This window comes from Roseateles depolymerans, from assembly GCF_003387155.1.
GTDB classification, from domain to species: domain Bacteria; phylum Pseudomonadota; class Gammaproteobacteria; order Burkholderiales; family Burkholderiaceae_C; genus Roseateles; species Roseateles depolymerans.
Map to the genome: position 1 here is coordinate 12,983 of NZ_QUMT01000010.1, position 22,716 is coordinate 35,698.

Annotated in this window: 20 protein-coding genes; 12 read left to right on the forward strand and 8 right to left on the reverse strand. The window is 65.5% G+C overall.

The window, feature by feature from the left end:
- Positions 1–170 precede the first annotated feature (170 nt).
- Entirely contained in the window at positions 171–1,811 is a 1,641-nt protein-coding gene (locus tag DES44_RS24310) for a peptide chain release factor 3 (protein WP_058933252.1), read from the forward strand.
- 43 nt (positions 1,812–1,854) lie between these two features.
- Here the strand turns inward: DES44_RS24310 and DES44_RS24315 are convergent, their stop codons facing one another.
- Positions 1,855–2,424: a porin family protein gene (locus tag DES44_RS24315; protein ID WP_170156743.1), complete on the reverse strand. Its 570-nt coding sequence runs from the start codon at positions 2,422–2,424 to the stop codon at positions 1,855–1,857.
- Positions 2,425–2,517: 93 nt separating this feature from the next.
- Positions 2,518–3,474 (reverse strand): MBL fold metallo-hydrolase, encoded by a 957-nt coding sequence (locus DES44_RS24320; RefSeq protein WP_058933250.1) that lies wholly within the window; start codon positions 3,472–3,474, stop codon positions 2,518–2,520.
- A 371-nt stretch (positions 3,475–3,845) separates the two neighbouring features.
- Here DES44_RS24320 and DES44_RS24325 point away from each other — a divergent pair, with 371 nt between their 5' ends.
- The 7 genes from DES44_RS24325 (at position 3,846) to ubiA (ending at position 9,931) form a co-directional block, all read left to right on the forward strand.
- A complete protein-coding gene (locus tag DES44_RS24325; RefSeq protein WP_058933249.1) occupies positions 3,846–4,619 on the forward strand; it encodes an ABC transporter ATP-binding protein in 774 nt (257 codons plus the stop codon).
- Positions 4,616–5,329: an ABC transporter ATP-binding protein gene (locus DES44_RS24330; RefSeq protein WP_058933248.1), complete on the forward strand. Its 714-nt coding sequence runs from the start codon at positions 4,616–4,618 to the stop codon at positions 5,327–5,329. The genes DES44_RS24325 and DES44_RS24330 overlap by 4 nt, the downstream gene beginning before the upstream one ends.
- Before the next feature lie 50 nt (positions 5,330–5,379).
- A complete protein-coding gene (locus DES44_RS24335; protein WP_058933247.1) occupies positions 5,380–6,603 on the forward strand; it encodes an ABC transporter substrate-binding protein in 1,224 nt (407 codons plus the stop codon).
- 30 nt (positions 6,604–6,633) lie between these two features.
- A complete protein-coding gene (locus DES44_RS24340; protein WP_058933246.1) occupies positions 6,634–7,521 on the forward strand; it encodes a branched-chain amino acid ABC transporter permease in 888 nt (295 codons plus the stop codon).
- Between the two features lie 23 nt (positions 7,522–7,544).
- Positions 7,545–8,534, forward strand: a complete 990-nt coding sequence (locus tag DES44_RS24345) for a branched-chain amino acid ABC transporter permease (RefSeq protein WP_058937101.1) — start codon at positions 7,545–7,547, stop codon at positions 8,532–8,534.
- A 38-nt stretch (positions 8,535–8,572) separates the two neighbouring features.
- On the forward strand, positions 8,573–8,914 hold the full coding sequence (locus DES44_RS24350; RefSeq protein ID WP_058933245.1) for a helix-turn-helix domain-containing protein: 342 nt from the start codon (positions 8,573–8,575) through the stop codon (positions 8,912–8,914).
- Between the two features lie 99 nt (positions 8,915–9,013).
- A complete protein-coding gene (gene ubiA, locus DES44_RS24355) occupies positions 9,014–9,931 on the forward strand; it encodes a 4-hydroxybenzoate octaprenyltransferase (RefSeq protein ID WP_058933244.1) in 918 nt (305 codons plus the stop codon).
- Positions 9,932–10,018: 87 nt separating this feature from the next.
- On the opposite strand, the gene DES44_RS24360 is transcribed toward ubiA, so the two are convergent.
- The 5 genes from DES44_RS24360 to DES44_RS24380 form a co-directional block, all read right to left on the reverse strand.
- Entirely contained in the window at positions 10,019–10,648 is a 630-nt protein-coding gene (locus tag DES44_RS24360; protein ID WP_058937100.1) for a DUF4337 domain-containing protein, read from the reverse strand.
- Positions 10,649–10,787: 139 nt separating this feature from the next.
- Positions 10,788–11,894 (reverse strand): HPP family protein, encoded by a 1,107-nt coding sequence (locus DES44_RS24365; protein WP_058933243.1) that lies wholly within the window; start codon positions 11,892–11,894, stop codon positions 10,788–10,790.
- 96 nt (positions 11,895–11,990) lie between these two features.
- Positions 11,991–12,548 (reverse strand): chorismate--pyruvate lyase family protein, encoded by a 558-nt coding sequence (locus DES44_RS24370; RefSeq protein WP_058933242.1) that lies wholly within the window; start codon positions 12,546–12,548, stop codon positions 11,991–11,993.
- Positions 12,549–12,560: 12 nt separating this feature from the next.
- Positions 12,561–13,388: a pyrroline-5-carboxylate reductase gene (proC, locus tag DES44_RS24375; protein ID WP_058933241.1), complete on the reverse strand. Its 828-nt coding sequence runs from the start codon at positions 13,386–13,388 to the stop codon at positions 12,561–12,563.
- Between the two features lie 18 nt (positions 13,389–13,406).
- A complete protein-coding gene (locus DES44_RS24380) occupies positions 13,407–16,997 on the reverse strand; it encodes an L-glutamate gamma-semialdehyde dehydrogenase (protein ID WP_083525206.1) in 3,591 nt (1,196 codons plus the stop codon).
- Between the two features lie 114 nt (positions 16,998–17,111).
- Between DES44_RS24380 and DES44_RS24385 the strand changes: the two genes are divergently transcribed.
- The gene (locus DES44_RS24385; RefSeq protein ID WP_058937099.1) at positions 17,112–17,582 is read left to right on the forward strand and encodes an Lrp/AsnC ligand binding domain-containing protein; all 471 of its coding nucleotides are present in this window, start codon (positions 17,112–17,114) and stop codon (positions 17,580–17,582) included.
- Between the two features lie 621 nt (positions 17,583–18,203).
- On the opposite strand, the gene DES44_RS26100 is transcribed toward DES44_RS24385, so the two are convergent.
- On the reverse strand, positions 18,204–18,389 hold the full coding sequence (locus DES44_RS26100; protein WP_335338541.1) for a helix-turn-helix domain-containing protein: 186 nt from the start codon (positions 18,387–18,389) through the stop codon (positions 18,204–18,206).
- A gap of 136 nt (positions 18,390–18,525) precedes the next feature.
- Here DES44_RS26100 and DES44_RS24395 point away from each other — a divergent pair, with 136 nt between their 5' ends.
- The 3 genes from DES44_RS24395 to DES44_RS24405 form a co-directional block, all read left to right on the forward strand.
- Complete coding sequence (locus tag DES44_RS24395) at positions 18,526–19,335, forward strand: Hachiman antiphage defense system protein HamA (RefSeq protein ID WP_470406689.1); 810 nt, start codon at positions 18,526–18,528, stop codon at positions 19,333–19,335.
- A gap of 46 nt (positions 19,336–19,381) precedes the next feature.
- Positions 19,382–22,459, forward strand: a complete 3,078-nt coding sequence (locus DES44_RS24400) for a DEAD/DEAH box helicase (RefSeq protein ID WP_211326955.1) — start codon at positions 19,382–19,384, stop codon at positions 22,457–22,459.
- A gap of 135 nt (positions 22,460–22,594) precedes the next feature.
- Positions 22,595–22,716 (forward strand): transposase (locus DES44_RS24405; protein WP_147307016.1); only part of this gene is annotated, 122 nt, incomplete at its 3' end.

Sequence of the window (22,716 nt, forward strand, 5' to 3'; positions counted from 1 at the left end):
ACTTCGGCAGCCCCATCGGACCCTTTGCGCCCCGTTGCCCATTTGGCCCCGCTTGTGGTCCTTTTGTGGCCTGTGGGGCCTCTTACGGGGCTCTTACGGGGCCCTTCACAGCTTTTGCGCGCCTGACCGGGGCTGTCCCCGGGCCCGGGTGCGAGACCACTTTTCGCGCCATGTCTACCGACCAACCCAGCCGAATCCAGTCCGAAGTGCGCCGTCGTCGCACCTTCGCCATCATTTCCCACCCGGACGCGGGCAAGACCACGCTGACGGAAAAACTGCTGCTGTTCTCCGGCGCCATCCAGATCGCCGGCTCGGTCAAGGCCCGCAAGGCCTCGCGCCATGCGACCTCGGACTGGATGGAGATCGAAAAGCAGCGCGGCATTTCCGTGGCGTCCTCGGTGATGCAGATGGAATACCGGGACTGCGTCATCAACCTGCTGGACACCCCGGGCCACCAGGACTTCTCTGAAGACACCTACCGCGTGCTGACTGCCGTGGATGCGGCACTGATGGTGATTGACGCGGCCAACGGCGTGGAACCCCAGACCCGGCGCCTGCTGCAGGTCTGCCGCGCCCGCAACACGCCCATCCTGACCTTCGTCAACAAGATGGACCGGGAAGTCCAGGAGCCGCTGGCGCTGATGGACGAAATCGAGCGGGAACTGGGCATGACGGTGGTGCCCTTCACCTGGCCGGTGGGCATGGGCAAGCATTTCCATGGCGTGATGGACCTGCGCCAGAAGCGCATGCGGGTGTTCGCACCGGGCGAAGACCGGGTCGCCGGTGACGAGGAAGTGCTGGACGGCCTGGACAACCCGGCCTATGCCGAGCGTTTCGGCATGCAGTATGAAAACGCCCAAGGCGAGATCGAGCTGGTGAACGAAGCGGCCCCGACCTTCGACCTGGACGACTTCCTGAACGGCCGGCAGACGCCCATGTTCTTCGGCTCGGCGGTCAACAACTTCGGCGTGCAGGAAGTGCTGGATGCGCTGGTGGAACTGGCCCCGGCCCCGGCCGAGCGCGCCGCCATGCAGCGCGTGGTGCAGCCGGAAGAGCCCAAGTTCACCGGCGTGGTGTTCAAGATCCAGGCCAACATGGACCCGGCGCACCGGGACCGCATCGCCTTCCTGCGGGTGGCCTCGGGCCACTTCGAGCGGGGCATGCGGCTGAAGGTGGTGCGCTCCGGCAAGGAGCTGCGTCCCAACACGGTGGTGAGCTTCCTGAGCCAGCGTCGCGAGCTGCTGGATGAAGCCTTTGCCGGCGACATCATCGGCATCCCCAACCACGGGGTGCTGCAACTGGGCGACACCATCACCGAAGGCGAAGCCCTGCAATACACCGGCCTGCCGTTCTTTGCCCCGGAAATGTTCCGGTCGGTGGAAGTGGCGGACCCGCTCAAGACCAAGCAACTGCGTGAGGGTCTGCGCCAGCTGGGTGAGGAAGGCGCGATTCAGGTGTTCCGTCCGGAAGCGGGCAGCGTGCTGCTGCTGGGCGCGGTGGGTCAGCTTCAGTTTGAAGTGGTGGCCCACCGGCTCGAGCATGAGTACAACGTGAAGGCCCGCATCACGGCCGCGCGCTACAACGTGGCGCGCTGGGTGACCTGCGACGAGGCCGATGGCGGCGAAAAGGAACTGCGCCGCTTCATCGACCACAACGCCCACCGCGTGGCCTGGGACGCGGTGAATGCGCCCACTGTGCTGCTGGAATATGCCGGCGAGCTGCGCGCCATGCAGGAGAACTGGCCCAAGATCAAGTTCCACGCACTGCGCGAGCATGCGGGGCTGGTGTTCCAGAAGCAGATGGACGCTTGAGGGGACGGATAGCGCCGCACCGGTCAGGTCGCGGCGCGACCGATCAATACCGCAGCTCCCACCCCACGTTCCACACATTGACGTTGATGCCGGTGTAGCGCTCGTACCCGGCGGTCAGCGCCATATGGCTGCCCAGCTGCAGGGCCGCCCCGGCGCCCAGCGACGCATTGGTGCGGCTTCTGTCTTCACCGTTGTCGCGCTTGAGGGTGGTCCTTCCGACCCCCAGGCGTCCGGTCAGGTTGAAGAGGCTGTTGACCGGTAGCGACCCGGTCAGCGCCACGCCCGCATGACGCTCGGGATAGGGCTCGGTGCGGTTCGATGCAAAGGGGCTGATGTCAAAGTCCAGGCCCCGCAGGAACAGCTCAGCGCCCAGCTCGGGCGTGAAGCGATAGCCCAGCCCCCACCCCACCGACAGACTGGTGCCGCTGTCGTAGTTGGCACTGTGGCCTTTGGCTCCGCCGATCAGCATCTGCCCGTACAGCCCCGGCGTCAGCGCCGAGTCCGGTGTGTCGGCATGGGCCGCGCCAGCGGCGGTCAGGCCTGCAGTGAGTCCTGCCGTCAATCCCGCCGCCATCATCCGTGCGGCCAGACCATTTTTCTTGCTTGGTTTCATTTTGCTCCCTAGGTGGAAGGGACTCGCAGAGTCCCCACGGCGCCCCCTCCACGGAGGCGCCCGGAGCATAACGAAACCTTCAACGGCCTGGGGTCAGGGTTTGATGCTGTAGTTCACCGGCACCCAGACATAGCCCTTGCCTTCCGAGCGCAGATGGCCGATGCCCGGGAAGGACACATGGGCCACGGCCACGTAGTAGCCCTTTTTCGCGGCGTCGGCGAAGGCCTTCTCACGCTGGGGAACGGCCTTCTTCGAATCGCTGTCGAAGTTGATGGCCACCGACGGCGTGGGGAACTGCACTGCCGCCACGTGCATGATGTCCCCCCAGAACGCGATCTGCTGGCCCTTGCTCTCCACCATGTAGACCGTGTGGCCCGGGGTGTGGCCCGGCGCAGGCACGGCGCGGAAGCCGGGCATCAGGTCGGTGGCGCCGTCGAACGTCTTCACGCGACCGGCATCCTGATAGGGCTTGAGTGCGGCAATCACGCCGGGGAAGAAGCCGCGGTGGCCCTCCGGTTCCTTGGCCGCATTGGCCTCGTTGAGCCAATGCTCCGCATCATGCTGGTCCATGCGCACGACGGCATTCGGGAAGACCGGCTTGCCGTCCTGGGTCAGGCCGCCGGCATGGTCCGGATGCAGGTGGGTGATGTAGATCTCGTCCACCTGCTCGGGCTGGTAGCCCGCTGCCTTCAGGTTGGCCAGCAGCCGGCCGGCGGTCGGCCCGAAGAGGCCCGCGGCGCCGGTGTCGATCAGCACCAGCTTGGTGCCGGTGTTGACCAGGTAGCCATTCACCGAGGTTTCCACCGGCGGCTTGAGGTAGCTCTTCTCCAGCGCCTTCACCACGGTGCCGGGCTTGGCCTTGTCCATCAGCTGGTCGACGGGCAGGTCCAGCGTGCCGTCGTTCAGGGCGGTGATCTCGAAGTCACCCAGCATCATGCGGTAGTAGCCCGGGGCCTGGGTCTTGATCTGCGGCGCGGCCGCCTGCACGCCGGCCGCCGCCAGGGCAAGGGCCAGACCGAGGGTGGCAAAACGAGGGGTCAGACGAATCATTTAAACGCTCCTTGTGAGAGGGGTTGTGCGTGCGGGACTCAACGGGGTCGCAGCATATCGACAGCATCAAGGCTGTGCCTTCGACCCAGGAGAAGACCTTCTCCTTTGGGGGAGAGCCACTGAGTGGGTTGCCCCACCGATAGTGATGCGTCGCCCCCGCGCGAACACGGGTCCGCAGGCACGCCTGTCAGCCTGCTGAAAGCCAGCGGAGGCGAACTGACAGGCGCAGGTGCAAGCCGCTTTCCCATCCGAGGGTTAGCCCTTGCGCAATGCTACGTAAAGGGTTTTACGCTCGCCGCTGCGGCGGGCCGCACCCTAAATTCCACACTCCACTACAGAGGCACCGGACACCGATGCCCACCCTTGCGCCGATGAGCACACTCATCCTGGAGACACGCAAACTGACCAAGGAGTTCAAGGGCTTCACCGCCGTGGACGCCGTGGACCTGCAAGTGCAGCGCGGGCACATCCACGCCCTGATCGGCCCCAACGGCGCCGGCAAGACCACCTGCTTCAACCTGCTCACCAAGTTCCTCATTCCCACGCGCGGCAGCATCCTCTTCAACGGCATCGACATCACCGGCGAGAAGCCGGCCCAGATCGCCCGCCGCGGGGTCATCCGGTCGTTCCAGATCTCGGCGGTGTTCCCCCACCTCACCGTGCTGGAGAACGTGCGCATCGGACTGCAGCGCTTCACCGGCACCAGCTATCACTTCTGGCGCGGCCTGACCGGCTTGAAGACCCTGGACGACCGCGCCCTGGCGCTGCTAGAACTGGTGGATCTGCGGGACGCCGCCGGGCTGCGCGCCGCCGATCTGCCCTATGGCCGCAAGCGGGCGCTGGAGATTGCCACCACCATGGCCATGGAGCCCGAGCTGATGTTGCTGGACGAACCCACCCAGGGCATGGGCCACGAGGACGTGGACCGGGTGACGGCGCTGATCAAGCGGGTGGCGCAAGGCCGCACCGTGCTGATGGTGGAGCACAACATGAAGGTGATCAGCTCCATCGCCGACCGCATCACCGTACTGGCGCGCGGCGCGGTGCTGGCCGAAGGCGACTACGCCACCGTCTCCCGCCATCCGGCGGTGCTGGAGGCCTACATGGGCTCGGACAGCACCGAACTGCAGGGAGCGCACGGATGAGCGCGCCCGCCCTGGAGATCAAGGGCCTGCAGGCCTGGTATGGCGAGAGCCACATCCTGCACGGCGTGGACCTGGCGGTGCCGCAGGGCCAGGTGTTGACGCTGCTGGGCCGCAACGGCGCCGGCCGCACCACCACCTTGCGGGCCATCATGGGCCTGACCGACCGCCGCAGCGGCTCGATCAAGGTGCATGGGCAGGAGTGCGTGCACCTGTCCACCCACCGCGTGGCCCGGCTGGGCCTGGGCTACTGCCCGGAGGAGCGCGGCATCTTTGCCTCGCTCACCACCGAAGAAAACCTGCGCCTGCCGCCGCTGCTCAAAGGCGGTCGCGGCAAGCGCATGACGGAGGACGAGATCTACGCCATGTTCCCCAACCTGGCGGAGCGACGGCACAGTCCCGGCACCCGGCTCTCCGGCGGGGAGCAGCAGATGCTGGCGGTGGCCCGCATCCTGCGCACCGGCGCCGACATCCTGCTGCTGGACGAAATCTCGGAGGGTCTGGCGCCGGTCATCGTCCAGGCCCTGGCCCGCATGATCCGCGCGCTCAAGGCGCAGGGCTTCACCATCGTGATGGTGGAGCAGAACTTCCGGTTCGCCGCGCCGCTGGCGGACCATTTTGTGGTGATGGAGCACGGGCAGGTCGTCGAGTCCTTTCCCGCGGCCGAGCTGGACGCCAAGCGCGCCCTGCTCGACCAGCTGCTGAGTGTGTGATTTCCCCCCAACAGGCCACCTCCCATAAGGCCGCGAACCAGGAGACAAGCATGCAAGTCCGGACCCAACCCGCCGCCCTCAAACCCTTGGCCGCCGCCCTGCTGCTGGCGGGCGCCGCAGGGGGCGCGAGCGCGCAGATCTCGGGGGATGTCGTGAAGATCGGCATCATCACCGACATGTCCAGCGTCTATGCGGACATCGACGGCGCCGGCGGCGTCGAGGCGGTGAAGATGGCCATTGCCGATGCCAAGGGCATGGTCGCGGGCAAGAAGATCGAATTCGTCTTCGCCGACCACCAGAACAAGGCCGATGTGGCCGCCTCCAAGGCGCGGGAGTGGTTCGACACGCAGGGGCTGGACCTGCTGATCGGAGGCACCAATTCCGGCACCAGCCTGGCCATGGCCAAGGTGGCCGCGGAGAAGAAGAAGCCCTTCATCTCCATCGGCGCGGGCACGTCGCGGCTGACCAACGAGGAATGCACGCCCTTCACCATCCACTACGCCTACGACACCGTGGCCCTGGCCAACGGCACCGGCGCGGCGGTGACCAAGTCGGGCGGCAAGACCTGGTTCTTCCTGACCGCCGACTATGCCTTCGGCACCTCGCTGCAGGCCGACACCTCGGCCGTTGTGACCAAGTCCGGCGGCCAGGTGCTGGGCAGCGTCAAGCATCCGCTCAATGCCAGCGACTTCTCCTCCTTCCTGCTGCAGGCCCAGACCTCCAAGGCGCAGATCCTGGGCCTGGCCAATGCGGGTGGCGACACCATCAATGCGGTGAAGGCGGCCAACGAGTTCGGCATCACCAAGACGATGAAGCTGGCAGGCCTGCTGATGTTCATCAACGACGTGCATTCGCTGGGCCTGAAGACCACCGAAGGCATGTACCTGACGGACAGCTGGTACTGGAACCAGAGCCCCGAAGCCCGTGCCTGGAGCCGCCGCTTCTTCGAGAAGATGAAGCGCATGCCGTCTTCGCTGCAGGCAGCCGACTACTCGGCCACCATGCACTACCTCAAGGCGGTGGAAGCGGCCAAGACCGATGACGGCGAAAAGGTCGTCGCCCAGATGAAGGCCACGCCGATCAACGACTTCTACACCAAGGGCAGCATCCGCAAGGAAGACGGCCGCGGCGTGCACGACATGTTCCTGCTGCAGGTCAAGTCCGCCAAGGAGTCGACCGAGCCCTGGGACTACTTCAAGGTGGTGACCCGCATTCCCGGCGAAGAGGCATTCACCAAGCTGGCCGATTCCAAGTGCCCGCTGGTGAAGAAGTAAGGTCCATCGCATCGCTCACAGGTCTGCGCAATGACTGACATCTTTGGAGTGCCCCTGCCCGCCTTGCTGGGCCAGTTGCTGCTCGGGCTTGTGAACGGCTCGTTCTATGCGATGTTGTCGCTGGGACTGGCCGTCATCTTCGGCATGCTCAACATCATCAACTTCGCCCACGGCGCGCTCTACATGATGGGCGCGTTCCTGGCGTGGATGGGGCTGGAGTACTTCGGCATCAACTACTGGCTGATGCTGGTGCTCTCCCCGCTGATCGTCGGGGTGTTCGGGCTGGTGATCGAGCGGCTGCTGCTGCAGTGGCTCTACAAGCTGGATCATCTCTACGGCCTGCTGCTGACCTTTGGCATCACGCTGGTGATCGAGGGCATCTTCCGCTCGTTCTACGGCGTGGGCGGGCAGCCCTATGCCGTGCCGGATGCGCTGGCGGGTGCCACCAACCTCGGCTTCATGATCCTGCCCAACTACCGGGCCTGGGTGGTGGTGGCGTCGCTGGTGGTCTGCCTGGGCGTGTGGGCGCTGATCGAGAAGACGTCGCTGGGCGCCACGCTGCGGGCCGGCACCGAGAACCCGCGGCTGGTGCAGGCCTTCGGCGTGAACGTGCCGCGCCTGGTCACGCTGACCTATGCCGGCGGCGTGGCCCTGGCCGCCTTTGCGGGTGTGCTGGCCGCGCCCATCCTGCAGGTGAATGCGCTGATGGGGTCCAACCTGATCATCGTGGTCTTTGCGGTGGTGGTGATCGGCGGCATGGGGTCCATCCTCGGATCCATCCTCACCGGGCTGGGGCTGGGCATCGTGGAAGGCCTGACCAAGGTGTTCTATCCGGAGGCCTCCAACACCGTGGTGTTCGTGGTCATGGCGCTGGTGCTGCTGGTGCGACCGGCTGGCCTGTTCGGCAAAGAGAAGTGAATCCCATCAGGATGCGGCAGGTCATGGACAAGAAAACGACGGGTTATGCGGTGTTGCTGGCGGCGGTGGCCCTGCTGCCGTGGCTGGGGGTGTATCCGATCTTCGCAATGAAGGTCATGTGTTATGCGCTGTTTGCCTGCGCTTTCAACCTCCTGATCGGCTTCACCGGGCTGCTGAGCTTCGGGCATGCGGCGTTTCTGGGCACGGCGGCCTATGCGGCCGGGCATGCCCTGAAGGTGTGGGGCTTCCCGCCGCTGCTGGGCATCCTGTTCGGCACCGCGATGGCGGCGCTGGCGGGGCTGGTGTTCGGGCTGCTGGCCATCCGGCGCTCGGGCATCTATTTCTCGATGATCACGCTGGCCCTGGCGCAGATGCTGTTCTTCTTCTTCCTGCAAGCGTCGTTCACCGGCGGGGAGGATGGACTGCAGTCGGTGCCACGGGGCGCTGTGCTGGGGATTTCGCTGGAGAACGACACGACGCTCTTCTACCTGGTGCTGCTGATCTTTGCGCTGTCGTTCTGGCTGATCTACCGCACGGTCCACTCCCCATTCGGCCAGGTGCTGACCTCCATCCGGGAGAACGAGGCGCGGGCCATCTCCCTGGGTTACGACACCGACCGCTTCAAGCTGCTGGCCTTTGTGCTGTCGGCGGCGCTGGCGGGGCTGGCCGGGGCGACCAAGACCCTGGTGCTGGGCTTCGCCACGCTGACCGATGCGCTGTGGACCACTTCCGGCATGGTCATCCTGATGACCCTGGTGGGCGGCATGGGCACGATGGTGGGGCCGATCATTGGCGCGCTGCTGATCATCGCGCTGGAAAACAAGATCGGCGATCTGGGCCAATGGCTGGCCGGGCTGACCGGCATCCAGTGGTTCGCGGGGCTGGGCGAGTCGGTCAGCCTGGTGACGGGGCTGATCTTCATCCTGTGTGTGCTGAGCTTCCGGCGTGGGCTGGTGGGAGAGGTCGGCGCGCTGTGGGAGCGGATGCGGCGGTCGGGGCAGAATGCTCGATAAATCGATCCTTAACCCACTTAAGGCTCGATATCACGAGCATGAAAACCTCTCTAACCGCCTCGACACCTGACCACCTCCTGCGTCAGGCCGAACAACTCGGCAGCTTGCTGACGCGCCTGCGAAAAGCTCGCCAAATCCGGCAGTCTGATGCGGCTATCCGCGCAGGCGTGTCCCGAAACACGGCCTACCGGATTGAGCGCGGCGAGCCCGGCATCGCCCTGGGTCAGGTTCTGCGTTACCTGGATGCCATTGCTCCGGGAGCCACGCTGACCGACCTATTGAACGAGCGTGATCCAGCACTCACTCAGTGGCACGCGCGAAATGAGGGCCAGCGGGTGAGGGGCCTCACAAAAGCAGAGCTCGAGGAACTCAACTTCTGATGTCCATAGCGACACAGGTCAGCCGCCGACCTGCCCACCCCTGAACTTCGGCGCAAGCTCCGCTGACCTTGGGGGCGTGGCAGGCGTGACAATCACCGCATGAACTCCGCTGCTCCCTCCCCGGGCCTGCCATCCCGGCTTTCCCTCTACCTGAACCTGATCCGCTGGGACCGGCCGGCGGGCACCTATCTGCTGCTGTGGCCCACCCTGGCGGCTCTGTGGATGGCGGCGGACGGCTGGCCGGGCTGGCATCTGCTGCTGGTCTTCGTGCTGGGCACCTTCCTCATGCGCAGCGCCGGCTGCGCCGTCAACGACGTGGCCGATCGGGACTTCGACAAGCACGTCAAGCGCACCGCCCAGCGCCCCGTCACCAGCGGGCAGATCACCGTCCGTCAGGCGCTCACCCTGGGGGCGGCGCTGTCCCTGATCGCCTTCGGCCTGGTGCTCACCACCAACGCGCCCACCATCCTGCTGTCCTTCGCCGCGCTGGCGGTGACCATCCTCTACCCGTTCACCAAGCGCTGGGTGTCGATGCCGCAGGCGGTGCTGGGCGTTGCGTTCTCCTTCGGCATCCCGATGGCCTTCTCGGCGGTCCAGGGCGGACGGGAATGGTCGCTGCAGGCGGTGCAGGCCTCCGTGCCGCTGGCCGCCTGGGGCCTGCTCGTGGCCAACCTGTTCTGGGTGCTGGCCTACGACACGGAATATGCGATGGTCGACCGGGACGACGACATCCGCATCGGCATCAAAACCTCTGCCCTCACGCTCGGCCGATTCGATGTGATCGGCATCATGAGCTTTTATGTGCTGTCGCTGGGCCTGTGGGCACTCCTGGGCCTGCAGCTGGGCATGGGTCACTGGTTCCTGGCCGGTCTGGCCGTGGCCGCTGCGCAGGTGGTGTGGCATTACCGGCTCATCAAGGACCGCACCCGGGAAGGCTGCTTCCGCGCCTTCCGCGAAAACCACTGGGTGGGCTTTGCCACCTTCGCTGGCACGGTGCTGGACCTGGCGCTGCGCTGAGACCTGGCGCCAGTAGGCAACGCGCGGGGGCTCCGACCCGTTCAGGCCCCGCAGCAGCCTTGCCTCGCCACCCCCTGGGCCGGAGCCTCAGGACAGCAGCCGCACGATCGCATCCGGATGCAGCGCCCAGCCGCCCAATCCGGCCAGCCCCATCACCACGCCCAGCACGGTGGGCACCAGCGCCGCCGCATAGAGCATCCACATCTGCGTCAGCGCCGTGATGGCCAGCATGGCGATGGCAATCGCCAGCAGCGCGTCGGACAGGTCGAACTGGTCATCCCGGTAGTTCAGCGCGTCATAGGTCTTCTGATCGTTCAGCGCCTGCTGCCGCACTTCTTCCTTCTTGACCTTCTGCTCCTCGGCCAGCGCGCGGTAGTGATCCACCGCCTTCTGATGCGCCTGCACCGCAGACGCGGGCGGTGATGCCGGCCAGACCGCGGCCTGCAGCTCCAGTTGCACCAGCGTCGAGCGGGCCAGTTCTTCCCGCATGTTGCGGGCCTGGTAGAAGGCCCAGTGGTCGATGCGGTCGGCTTCGGCCTGCTGCATGGCCTGGACGATGTTGTCGTCCTTGACCTTGCAGATGCCCATGAAGGTGGCCAGGATCGCCACCGTCACTGCCACGGTGGCATTCAGCCGCGAGCGCGGCTTCTCGGGCTCCGGCGGCAGGTCATTCACCTGGCGTGCGTTTTCAATCAGCTCTTCGGGATCGATGTCCATGGGGTCGGGGCACAACGGGTTCGGTGGGAACACAACGGCGATGGCGCATGGCGGGTGGACTGCGCGACGGAAGTGTAGACACCCGGGGATGCACGAACCGCACGGCGTCGATCAGCCGCCCCCCGCACCTGCGGGAGCGTCAGAGCGCGTCCATGCGGGCCAGTGCCGCGACCAGGTCCGATTGGGTCAGGATGCCCACGAGGCGAGCCTCCGGCCCCACCACCGGGATGTGATGGTGGCCCGTCGCTGCGAACAGCGGCACCAGCTCCGCCAATGGCCGGTCCGCGCTGACCACCCGTACCTGGCGGGTCATGATCTGCCCCACCACCTCCGGCTTGGTGCTGTGCGTCAACGGGCTGGGGGTGAGCAACCGGCGCAGGCGGGTGGGCCAGTCCTCATGCAGGTCCAGCGAGGCCTCACGCATGAAGTCGTGCAGCGTGACGATGCCCACCACCCGGCGCGCCCGGTCGATCACCGGCAATGCCTTGATGCGGTGCTCGCGCAGCAAGGCCCAGGCGTCCTGCAGCGGAGTGCCCCACTCCACCGCCTTGGGGTCGCCCGACATGACGTCTGCACAGCGCAGGGTGGTGATGCGTCGGCGGGAGGCCATCAGACCCGCTTCGTTGAGGATGTCGCGCAGGTCGTCCCGGGGCACGTCCAGCACCTGGTTGTAGCGGGCCAGCACGGCGTCGAGGTCGGCTTCGCTGAACAGGCTGCCGGCGGGATCCGGGGCTGGGGTGGCCACGGGCGCGGCCGGTGGCATCGCCCCTTGCGGATGCGGATACCGACGTCCCGTGAGCGTGTTGTAGACCATGCCGGCGGCCACCATCAGGCACGAGTTCAGCAGGACCGGCTCGGCGGCAAAGGACCAGTCCTTCACACCCGCCAGCACCATCAGCAGCGCCGCGGCACCTCCGGGCGGATGCAGGCAGCGCAGCAGGAACATCAGCCCGATGGCCAGCGCCACCGCGACCGCCGCAGCCACTTCCGGCCAGGCCCCCAGCACGTGCACGCATGCGATGCCCACCAGGGCCGATGCGGCATTGCCGGCCACCACCGCCCAAGGCTGGGCCAGCGGACTGGCCGGCACGCCGAACACCAGCACGGCGCTGGCCCCCAGCGGCGCCACCAGCCAGGGAACACCGCCCCCGTGCGGCATCAGCCACTCGCTCAATCCCGCCGTGATCAGCAGCCCGATGCAGGCGCCCAGCACCACACGGAGCCGCTCCCGCCCATCCACCTTCATGGGCGCTGGTCGCAACGCCTGGACCCACTGTCGCAAGGCCGACCCGATCCGGCGCGAACGTGAAGGAGAGGAGGTCACGGCTGCCTTACCGATGCTTTAGCGCCGCCGACGCTTGAGCCGCAGCGGCCCCGGCGAGCGCTGTGCCACCTCCGGCACAAACAGCTCCATCACTCGCAGTTGCATGCCGTGCCGCGTGAACACCGAATTACGCGACCACAGCATCTGCGTGGGCGGCGTCTCGCCGATGGCAGCCTGCCATTGCCGGGCCATCTGGCGACGGGTGTGACCATGACGGGTCAAGCGCCTGGGCTGCAGCTCACTGCGATGGATGCGGGGATCTTCATACAGCAGATGCCCCAGCGGACGAGCGCCCAGCCCCTTGACCGCCTTCCAGGGGCCCGCCAGCGCACTGGCATGCACCGCGGACCGCGCCCAGACCAGTGGCTGCCCATCGACCCGCAGCAGCACCTCGCGCACGACGGTGCATCCGCGCCGCGGCAGGCCCAGCGCGGCCCGTTCGGCCGCCCGCAGGGGCGCCACACCCTGGCGCAGCACCTGCACTTCGTAGCGGCGGCCGGTCGCAGCCAGGCGCTTGCTCAGGGATCCAGGGGCGCGCAGCCAGGCGCGCAACCCCCAACGGTCGGCAATGCCCATTCCGGTCGAGGATCAGTTCGGGATGGGCGGACGCCCGAATTCATCGCCCAGCTCCTGCGCGCGATGGTGCGCGGCAGCCACGGCATGCTGGATGGCCTGGCCGACGCCTTCGGCTTCAAGCCGGGTGAGCGCCGCATGCGTCGTACCGCCCTTGGAGGTCACCTTGGCCCGCAGTTGGGCAGGCGATTCGTCGGACTGCAGCGCCAGCGACGCAGCGCCGGCACAGGTGGCCAGGGCCAGCTCGCGAGCCTGGGCTTCATCCAGGCCCAGCGTCACGCCGGCCGTGACCATGTGTTCGATGACATAGAAAAAATACGCCGGTCCGGAGCCCGACAGTGCGGTGACTGTGTCCAGATCCGACTCCTGCCGCACCCACACCGTTCGGCCGGTGGGCCGCAGCAACTGGTCCACCACGGCGCGGTCCGCATCCGACACACCGTCGCCGGCAAACAGGCCGGTGATGCCAGCGCCGATCAGCGCCGGGGTGTTGGGCATGCCCCGCACCACCCGGGCGCCCCCGGTGGCCGTGGCAATCGCCTCCGTCCTCAGACCGGCCATCACCGACAACTGCAGCGCGCCACCGACGTGCGGAGCCACCGGCGCAGCGGCGTCCTGGAACAGCTGCGGCTTGACGGCCCACACCACGGTACTGGCCCGGCTGAGCGAGGCATCCGCCTCGGCCAGGGCGACCACCCCGAACTCCTGCTGGAGCCGGTCGCGCTGGGCGGCCATGGGCTCCACCACCAGCAAGTCCCCCGACGGATGACCCGCCCGGCGCAAGCCGCCCAAGATGGCGCTGGCCATGTTGCCACCACCGATGAATGCGATGCAGGAGCTCATGGGCGGCAGTGTAGCGACTCAGTGCACGCCTGCCAGCAGGGCCGCATTGCCGCCCGCCGCTGCGGTGTTGATGGTCAGCGTCTGCTCGGCGACAAAGCGATAGAGCTGACGCGGATGACCCGCCTCGGCCGCCGGGATCACCGGCAGGATGGCACCGTCGCGGCTGGCCAGCGCCCGCTGCACCGACGCCAGCAGCGTCGCGGGCGCCACCACGCCTGCGAGTTGCTTCGCGGCCAGCACCGGCACCAGTTGATCCGCCGGCAGCAGCGCCACCGCAGCGGCGGCTACACCGCCGCGCAGCAGCGCCTCGCGCAGTTCACGGGCCACATCGCTGCCGCCCACCACCGCCACGGCATTGCCGGCCACCAATGCGGCAGCCAGAGCACGCGCCAGTTCCAACGGCGTCAGGCCCTGGGCCAGCACGGCCATCACGCCGCGGCCATGCAGACGCAGTTCGTTGCTCTCACCCGTGGGTCCGGGCAGCGACTGGTCGGCCAGTGCGGTGCGGGCCCAGCGGGCGATGTCCTGCCAGGACTGGGTCACGTCCGGCCCCTGTCCGGCTGCGGCACGCTCGATCAGCGAGGCACGCTCGGCCAGTGCCCGCGCGGCCCAGGCTTCATGCGCCTGGAACAGGCCCGACAGATCCGCGCCGGCCGACAGCGTGAGGACCGCCGGGGCTTCGTCCACCACCGGCGTCGGCGTGGCCGGCGCTGCAAATCGCAGCAGGTAGTGCGGACCGCCGGCCTTGGGACCGGTGCCGGACATGCCTTCACCGCCGAACGGCTGCACGCCCACCACCGCACCGATGATGTTGCGGTTCACATAGACGTTGCCGATGCGGGCCTCAGAGGCCAGGCGCAGGGCGCGGCTGTCGATGCGGGTCTGGATGCCCAGGGTCAGGCCATAGCCCAGCGCATTGATCTGGCGGACGACGTTCTCCACGTCCCCGCTCCAGCGCACCACATGCAGCACCGGGCCGAAGATTTCCTTCTTCAGATCCTGGATGCCCGACAGCTCGACGGCGATCGGCGCGAGCAGGCGCGGGCCGCCATCCGCCACGGAGGCCTCGGCGATGACCCGGGCCCCGCTCTTGAGGCGCTGCACTTCGCCGGAGATGGACTGGAAGGCCTCGTCGTCGATCAGCGGGCCGACATCGGTGGCCAGGTTGGCACTGTCGCCCACCCGCAATTCGCGGACGGCACCGCGCAGCATTTCGATGACCCCGTCGGCGACGGCCTCATGCACCGCCAGCAGGCGCAGGGCGGAGCAGCGCTGGCCGGCACTGCGGAAAGCGGACTGCACCACGGCATCGATGACCTGCTCCGGCAGGGCCGTCGAGTCCACGATCATGGCGTTCAGGCCGCCGGTCTCGGCGATCAGCGGCAGCGTCCCGGCGCCGGGCTTGCTGGCCAGTTGACGGTTGATGATCTGGGCCACCTGCGTGGAGCCGGTGAAGCACACACCGGCCGTGTGCGGCGACGCGACCAGTCGGGCGCCAACGGTCTCCCCCTGCCCATGCAGCAGGGCCAGCGCATCCGCCGGCACGCCGGCGGCGTGCAGAAGGGCCACGCACTCACGGGCCACCACGGGCGTCTGCTCAGCGGGCTTGGCGGCCACGCTGTTGCCAGCGGCCAGCGCGGCCACCACCTGACCGGCAAAGATCGCGAGCGGGAAGTTCCACGGCGAGATGCAGACGAAGACGCCGCGTCCGTTCAGCGCCACGCCGTCGTCGGACAGGCGTTCGGCTTCATCGGCGTAATAGCGCATGAAGTCGATGGCCTCGCGGACCTCGGAGATGGCATCGCCAAAGCTCTTGTGCGCTTCCTTGACCAGCAAGGCGCAGTAGGCCGGCAGCGCGGCCTGCAGGGCATCCGCAGCACGACGCAGCACGGCGGCGCGCTGGGCCACCGGCGTGGCATTCCAGGCCGGGAAGCCGGCCTTCAGACGTGTCATGGCCTCGTCCACATCGGCGTCAGTGGCTTCGGCCAGGATGGGCACCTGGCAGGTGGCCAGCGCGTCCAGCAGGGGCTGGCGGTGCTCGGGCACGGCCAGGTCCAGGCCCCGGGAGTTGTCGCGGCCGCGGCCGGTGTTGTTGCGGAACAGGTCGAACGGCAGCGGCAGGCTGGGCTGGCTCTGGATGAGGGTCAGCGGGGAGCCCAGCAGCTCTTCGGGCGCCACCAGCGGATCCGCCAGCTGATGCACGAACGAAGAGTTCGCGCCGTTTTCCAGGAGGCGGCGCACCAGGTAGGCCAGCAGGTCGCGGTGCTCACCCACGGGCGCGTAGACGCGGCAGGGAATGCTGCCGTCCTTGAGCACCTCGCGGTAGACGCCCTCGCCCATGCCGTGCAGGCGCTGCATCTCGAACTTGGCGCCCAGGGACCGCGCCATCTGCAGGATGGCGGCGATGGTGCCGGCGTTGTGGCTGGCGAACTGGGGATAGATGACGTCGTGATGCTGGAGCAGCGCCTGGGCGCAGGCCAGGTAGGACACGTCGGTGTGGGGCTTGTGGGTGAAGACCGGGTAGGTTGGCAGCCCCTGTTCCTGGGCGCGCTTGATCTCGCCATCCCAATAGGCGCCCTTGACCAGGCGGACCATGAAGCGCAGGCCATGCTTGCGGGCGATGGCAGCCACTTCGTCGACCACGGCGCGGGCACGGGTCTGGTAGGCCTGCACGGCCAGGCCGAAGCCGCGCCAGTCCGGGAAATGACCGGCGATGCGGGCGGCCAGCGCGTCCAGCAGTTCGAGCGAGAGTTCCAGGCGGTCGACTTCCTCGGCGTCGATGGTCAGGTTGATGTTGGCCTGCGCGGCCTTTTCCACCAGTTGCCAGACGCGGGGCAGCAGCTCGGCATACACGCGCTCGCGCTGCAGCACTTCATAGCGCGAGAACAGCGCCGACAGCTTGATGGAGATGCCATCGCTGCCTTCGGGCGACTCGGCACGGCGGCCACCGGCGATGGCGGCGATCGCGGCCAGGTAGGACGCCTGGTAGCGCTCGGCATCCCGCTCGGTGCGGGCGCCTTCGCCCAGCATGTCGTAGGAGAAGCGCAGTTGCCGCTGCACCTTGCGGGCCGCATCGGCCTCGGCCATGGCTTCGGCGATGTTGCGGCCCAGCACGAACTGGCGGCCCAGCAACTGGATGGCGCGCACCGTGGCGGCGACCACGGTCTGCGCGCCCAGGCGCTTGAACAGGCCGGTGTCGGACTCGGCGTCGGGCAGGAATTTCTTGGACAGCGAGATGGCGCTGGCGGCCAGGCCGGCCAGCATCTTGTGGGGGCCGTCGGAGCTGCCGTCGAAGTCGGCCCGGCCAAGCTGGTCGGCGGTCAGGGCGATGGCGGTTTCGGCGTCGGGCACCCGCAGCAGCGCTTCGGCCAGACGCATCAGGGCCAGGCCCTCGGCGCTGGTGATGGGATATTCACGCAGCAGGGATTCCATCGCCCAGAACGGGGCGGGGTTGTTGCGCACCTGCTGCACCCAGGGACGGGCCTGATCGATGACCGACGCCCAGTTGAGCTTTTGCAGCTCTTCGGCCAGCGCGCGCACCAGCGGCAGTTCGTCGCGGTAGGGGTCCGGCAGGCGTGAGGTTTCCGGCGGCAGGGCGAAGGCGGTCATGACAGTCCTCTCGGGAGCGAGACTCGAGGCAGATTAGTGAGTGGCGCTAATGTAGGCAGGCTCGGACTGGATTAAATTCGGTTCCAATTGCATTTCACCGACATTTATTCAGCCATGAACCCGCCTGACGACCTGGACAAGATTGACCTGCGCATTCTGCGCGTGCTGCAGCAGGATGGGCGCATCAGCAACCTGAAGCTGGCGGAGGAAGTGCACCTGTCCGCGACCGCGGTGCTGGAGCGGGTGAAGCGGCTGACCAGGGAGGGCTACATCCTGGGCTATGAGGCGCGGCTGAACCCGGCCAAGCTGGGGGCGTCGATGCTGGTGTTCATCGAGATCCTGCTGGACCGGACGGTGCATGACGTCATGGACAACTTCCGGGCGGCGGTGCAGTCGCGGCCGGAGATTCTGGAGTGCCACCTGGTGGCGGGGGGATTCGATTACCTGCTCAAAACGCGGGTGTCGGACATGGCCGCGTATCGGGAATTCATCGGGGCGTCGATCTGGACCCTGCCGGGGGTGCGGGAGACGAGGACGTATGCGGTGATGGAGGAGGTGAAGCACACGACGGCGTTGCCGTTGTGAGGGGGGCGGCAGTGAAGCCAACATTCGTGTGCCCGGTCCGTTTGATGATGAGACCGCGCAGCGGCCTTCTTCGGCGTCGTTGGACTCAATGTCCAGCTTTTCGCCTACGGATTGGCGACAGATCTTCAGAGTGCCAAATTTAGTGACGGCTTCAGGCTGGGTGCTGCCGTTCGCAATGGGCGTCGTCGCTGGCAGCTATCGACCCTGAGCAGATCTTCGAATCGCCGGTCTCGCTGCCGAAAAGCAGTCGCTAACGGCTGGTCTGTTGCTGCGACAGGCGGACATGCCAACTATCGGAAAGCCGCAGTTGTCGATAGTTGGCGCGTTGCAGTTGATTGCCGTGAATTTCGGGTCAGGTGTGGTACTACTAGGTCCGGAAGGGTCTGGTTGCAGCCGGTCAGATTTGGCAATCGTGCGGCAGCAATGTGCCCGAAGCGGACGTCGGCACAGGCATACCAAGCTTCCGAAAAGCTACGGCGGCGCAAGACCGCCTGCTTGCGCAGGTTGAAGGGCAACTTCGGTGAGCCGGCAGCCGGCTTACCCAAAGCTCTAGTCGGGCATGTGGCGACAGTAGCGACGCTCGATGCGGCCGGCGCGTTCCTCAAGTATCAGGTCCAGCCCCTATGCGAGGCGGAAGATGACGCTCAAGGTCAGCTGTTTCCTGCCAACCTCCCTCAGCGAGATGTAGGGGCGGTTAAGACCGCTTTTCGCAGATGGATCCTCTTGGGTGCAGCTCAACTCGGCTCTGCGGGCTTTGACCTCTGCAGCGAGAGCGTCCACTAGAGCCGGAATGCTGCTTGGTTTCATCGCGGCCGAAGTGTTGGTGTTCTGCTGTCTTTTTGGAGCGTATCAGACGACAGCAGAGCGACGTCGCTGGCTCCTTCCAACGACCGCCAAAGTCGTCGTACGATGAGCCGAAAACAAGCGTCTGGGAGGATGCACAGTGCCAGCTCCGGCATATCTGCAATATTTGAAGCAGCACGAGTCGCTGACCTTGAATTCCGGCGAGGCTTGTGAGGTTTGGGAGCTCGATGTTCCAGCCGATGAGGCCTGCCTGAAGGACTGGGCTTGGCGGTTCCGGCAGACGTACTGCCTCGACAGCGACATAGACATTCTCCGTCACGGTACGGGTAAAACTCGCGCCGAGTACCTCATCGACCTCGTCTTCCCGGACAAGAGCATCGCGCCAGGCCCAGGTGTTCGCTCCGGAGATTTTGCGGAGTTGCTGATCTCAGACTTCGTCGAGTTCATGCTCGGCTATTGGGTGCCGCGCACCAAGTACGCCGAGAAGAGCGTTCGCAACGAGTCAGTCAAGGGAGTCGACATCGTTGGCTTCCGGTGGAACGCTCATGGGCACCAACCGACCGACGAAATGCTGACCTTCGAGGTCAAGGCTCAGCTCAGCGGAGGCAAATACACGAACCGCCTCCAAGTGGCTGTCGACGATTCGGGCAAGGACTATCTACGTGCCGGTGAAACGCTGGCTGCGATGAAGCGTCGGATGCACTTGGCAGGTCAGCACGAGCAGCTCTTGGTCGTTCAGAGATTTCAGAACGTCGCCGACCGGCCATACCGTCTGCTCTCAGGCGCGGCCGCAGTTCTATCTGACGACTCGTTTGACGCTGACTCTCTCAAAGGAACGAGCATCGCTGCCCACAATAATGGTGGAAGTCTCAGGCTCATCACAGTGAGAGGTAGCAAGCTCATGCTGTTGGCACACTACCTCTACCAGCGAGCCGCAGATGAGGCCTGAGTTCAACAGTCGCCGGTACTTGGGAATCACCCGCTCGAAGGGCAAGATGTACGAACTCGGGCTGCCCGAAGAGACTCACATTGCCGTGCCGGCAGGCGTGGAGCCAGCAGCCCTTTTCCCACTATCCATAGCCACGCTTATGGACGCGGCTGCATCCCTCAACGACGCAGTCAACCCGCACCACGACTTGCCTGCTGAGCTACGAAGCGAACTTGGCTTTGCAGCTAGTTTCTTCGATGCCTACCTCAGCTCACGTTTCAATGAAGATATTTCTGACGAAGTGATGCTGTTCGCGTCTGCTGCCTATTTCATTGGGCAGCGACCCGGCAGCAGCTTCGTACTTGCACGCCGCCTTCCTGCCGATACGGGCGATGCCCTACAGCAGGTACTCGTCTGGGCATTGAAAGCGGACTGGCGTCGTGTTCCCGTCCTTGCTGCCCATCCCGTCGGTGGCTGGCTTGCTGAGCTGGTGGCCAGGATTAGGGCGCACTTCAACGATGGAGCCGCTTCACGGCCAGTTGAAGAGGTCTTACTTGAGCTTCGACGACAAGCCTACGCGAATGGCACGTCACGCGAGGTCGTTCTGACCGAGGTCTCATCTGCCATAGTGAAGTCGCGCCTGGAGAGTTCGTCTTGGAACTTACTGCCTGGTTTTAGCGGTTTGACCGCAGCAGACTGGGCACCCGCAATTCGAAAGGCCGGCTTTCCCAAAGAGCTTTGGCCTTCGCAGAAGCTGCTGGGAGAGGCAGGTATTTTTGCTGGTCGGTCGGGCATCGTTCAGATGCCAACGAGTGCAGGCAAGACACGCTCGGTTGAGGTCATCCTGAGGGGCGCGTTCCTGGCTGACAGGACCCGTGTGGCAATTTTGGTCGCGCCGTTCCGCGCGCTTTGCCACGAGATAGCCGGCTCCCTTAGGCTTGCGTTCAAGGGGGAGGACGTCAAGGTCAATGAGCTGTCCGATGCGCTCCAATTGGATTTCGTGGACCAGCTCGCGGAGCTGCTGGGCGCGGTTGCACCTGCTACCCGAAATCTGCTGGTCCTGACTCCCGAGAAGCTGCTCTACGTGCTGAGGCAGGAGCCCAGCCTGGTTGCGCACATTGGTCTCGTTGTTTACGACGAAGGCCATCAGTTCGACACCGGCGCGCGAGGCATCACCTACGAGCTGCTGTTGACGGAGATTAAGAGCTTGCTTCAGGAAGCTGCCCAGACCGTTCTCATTTCTGCCGTCATCACGAATGCAACCGCCGTGGGGACCTGGCTCATTGGAGCCGAGCCAAACGTGGTTGACGGAACCGGACTGCTTTCTACGGCTAGGTCGGTAGCGTTCGCGAGATGGGCCGAGCAGCGCGGCCAACTTCTGTTCTTTGAGTCGGGTGCATACGAGCAGTCCGACTACTTCGTCCCGCGTGCGATTGAAGCCCAAGAACTGCAGCTACGGGGCAAGGAGCGCAAGGTGCGCTTCTTCCCAGAGAAGGGCGACGATTCGTGGAAGGACGTGTCGCTGTACCTTGGGATTCGACTTGCTCCCAGCGGCGCTGTGGCGGTCTTCTGCGGACGAAAGGATACGGCGTCCGGTCTTGCCGAGCGCGCTGTGGAGGTCTACGGCCGCGGCTTTGCGTTGCCTCCGCCGGCTACGGTGTCGAATGCTGCCGAGATTCAAACTCTGACCCATCTAGCGACCATGCATTTCGGTGCGGAGTCCACGGTGGCTCAGGCCGCCGCGCTCGGCGTCTTCGTTCACCATGGAACGACGCCTCAGGGCCTCCGTCTGGCAATTGAGCATGCGATGCAGCGGGAGCTCATCAAGCTGGTCGTCTGTACTTCAACGCTGGCCCAAGGCGTCAACCTCCCCATTCGCTACCTCATCGTTTCAGGAGTGAACCAGGGCGAAGACCAAATCAAGACAAGAGACTTTCAGAATTTGATGGGCCGGGCCGGTCGAGCAGGCATGCACACCGAAGGTCTGGTCCTCTTCGCGGACCCGCGAGTTGTCGACCGCTGGCCTGCGCGGGACTGGCGCATGAACGCCGCGATTGGGCTCATGCAGCCGGAGAACGCAGAGGCGACTTCAAGCTCGCTCCTGACATTACTGGCGCCATTGACGTCACCCGAAGGCATAAGCTTGCCCCTGGCAACCGACGCGCTGCTTGCGGCCTACTTCCTGCGGGGTGAGCAGCTCAGTGCTTGGGCGGACGAGGTTGTGGCGGCCCTTCCGCAGTACGGGCTCAAGCAAGTCGACGTCATCAAGGCGATTTCCAAGCGACAGAAGTTGGTCACCGCTCTCGAGAGCTATCTCATGGCAAACCGCGGCGCGGAGAGCTTCGAAGAGCTAACGCCTCGAGTGCGACTATTGGCTCAATCCACCCTGGCCCACGCTTTGGCCGATGAAGGCTCCAAGGCGGCTTTGGGCAGACTGTTCGAGCTGGCCGCCGCCCACATTGAACAGGTGCTTCCAGACCCAGCTCGTCAGGCTACTTACGCCAAGACGCTGTTGGGCGTGCTAGATGCTGCCCGCGTTGAGGCGTGGGTGAGTGAACGCGCGGAGCTGTTGCGAGCGCTGACGACAAATGACGAGTGGCTGCGCGCGGTATGGTCTTTGTTTTTGGAGGTCGTCGATAACAAGATTCTCACAGGGACGGAGCCGCCTGAGGTTCCATTTCAGCTGGCGCAGGGGTGGATACAGGGCTCCACCTATCAAGGCCTCATAGCGTTTGCGAAAGCTACAGAGGCAACCAAACCATGGGGAGAGAAGCGTCGGCGCAAGGTGAGCGATGCCGATGTGTTGGATTTCTTGGAGGGATGCTTAGGGTTTGACTGCTCGCTGGTAGTCGCCGCAATTGGGCAGTTCCTGTTCGGTGCAACCGGGCTCAACTCGGAGGGCACGGCATCGTTGACGGAGTTCCAGAAGGCGCTGAAATACGGCCTGCCAAGCAAGCTGGCCGTGTCTGTCTACGAGGCTGGTCTTGCGGACCGATTCATCGCGTACGACGTTGCCTTGTCGCTGTCGCTCTTCGGCTACGCGGGGCACCACTTTATCCCGGCTCTCGCAGAGCATCGAGACGTTGTCTCGGAGGTGTTGCAGCGATACCCGTCGTATTTCACCGATGTGTTGCAAGGGCTTTGACGGTGATGACCATGAACGTGTTTGCTTGAACTTGCCGCCCCTTGTTTTGATGCTGAGATGGCCTCGATGACCTGCCCCCTTCCAGCCGTACCAACGTCAAGGCAGTGAAGTCCGTCAACCAGGAGAATGACGGACATGAAGAAGAGCAGATTCACCGAGGAACAGATCATTGGCTTCCTCAGGCAAGCCGAAGCAGGCATGCCGGTCAAGGAGCTCTGCCGGCAGGGCGGCTTCAGCGATGCCACCTTTTATAAGTG

Coding starts and splice junctions, on each gene's coding strand:
- DES44_RS24330 (WP_058933248.1), top strand. CDS start 4,616: ATGAGCGCGCCCGCCCTGGAGATCAAGGGCCTGCAGGCCTGGTATGGC.
- DES44_RS24380 (WP_083525206.1), bottom strand. CDS start 16,997: ATGACCGCCTTCGCCCTGCCGCCGGAAACCTCACGCCTGCCGGACCCC.
- ubiA (WP_058933244.1), top strand. CDS start 9,014: ATGAACTCCGCTGCTCCCTCCCCGGGCCTGCCATCCCGGCTTTCCCTC.
- DES44_RS24310 (WP_058933252.1), top strand. CDS start 171: ATGTCTACCGACCAACCCAGCCGAATCCAGTCCGAAGTGCGCCGTCGT.
- proC (WP_058933241.1), bottom strand. CDS start 13,388: ATGAGCTCCTGCATCGCATTCATCGGTGGTGGCAACATGGCCAGCGCC.
- DES44_RS26100 (WP_335338541.1), bottom strand. CDS start 18,389: ATGAAACCAAGCAGCATTCCGGCTCTAGTGGACGCTCTCGCTGCAGAG.
- DES44_RS24325 (WP_058933249.1), top strand. CDS start 3,846: ATGAGCACACTCATCCTGGAGACACGCAAACTGACCAAGGAGTTCAAG.
- DES44_RS24345 (WP_058937101.1), top strand. CDS start 7,545: ATGGACAAGAAAACGACGGGTTATGCGGTGTTGCTGGCGGCGGTGGCC.
- DES44_RS24370 (WP_058933242.1), bottom strand. CDS start 12,548: ATGGGCATTGCCGACCGTTGGGGGTTGCGCGCCTGGCTGCGCGCCCCT.
- DES44_RS24400 (WP_211326955.1), top strand. CDS start 19,382: ATGTACGAACTCGGGCTGCCCGAAGAGACTCACATTGCCGTGCCGGCA.
- DES44_RS24320 (WP_058933250.1), bottom strand. CDS start 3,474: ATGATTCGTCTGACCCCTCGTTTTGCCACCCTCGGTCTGGCCCTTGCC.
- DES44_RS24365 (WP_058933243.1), bottom strand. CDS start 11,894: ATGAAGGTGGATGGGCGGGAGCGGCTCCGTGTGGTGCTGGGCGCCTGC.
- DES44_RS24360 (WP_058937100.1), bottom strand. CDS start 10,648: ATGGACATCGATCCCGAAGAGCTGATTGAAAACGCACGCCAGGTGAAT.
- DES44_RS24335 (WP_058933247.1), top strand. CDS start 5,380: ATGCAAGTCCGGACCCAACCCGCCGCCCTCAAACCCTTGGCCGCCGCC.
- DES44_RS24385 (WP_058937099.1), top strand. CDS start 17,112: ATGAACCCGCCTGACGACCTGGACAAGATTGACCTGCGCATTCTGCGC.
- DES44_RS24350 (WP_058933245.1), top strand. CDS start 8,573: ATGAAAACCTCTCTAACCGCCTCGACACCTGACCACCTCCTGCGTCAG.
- DES44_RS24340 (WP_058933246.1), top strand. CDS start 6,634: ATGACTGACATCTTTGGAGTGCCCCTGCCCGCCTTGCTGGGCCAGTTG.
- DES44_RS24315 (WP_170156743.1), bottom strand. CDS start 2,424: ATGAAACCAAGCAAGAAAAATGGTCTGGCCGCACGGATGATGGCGGCG.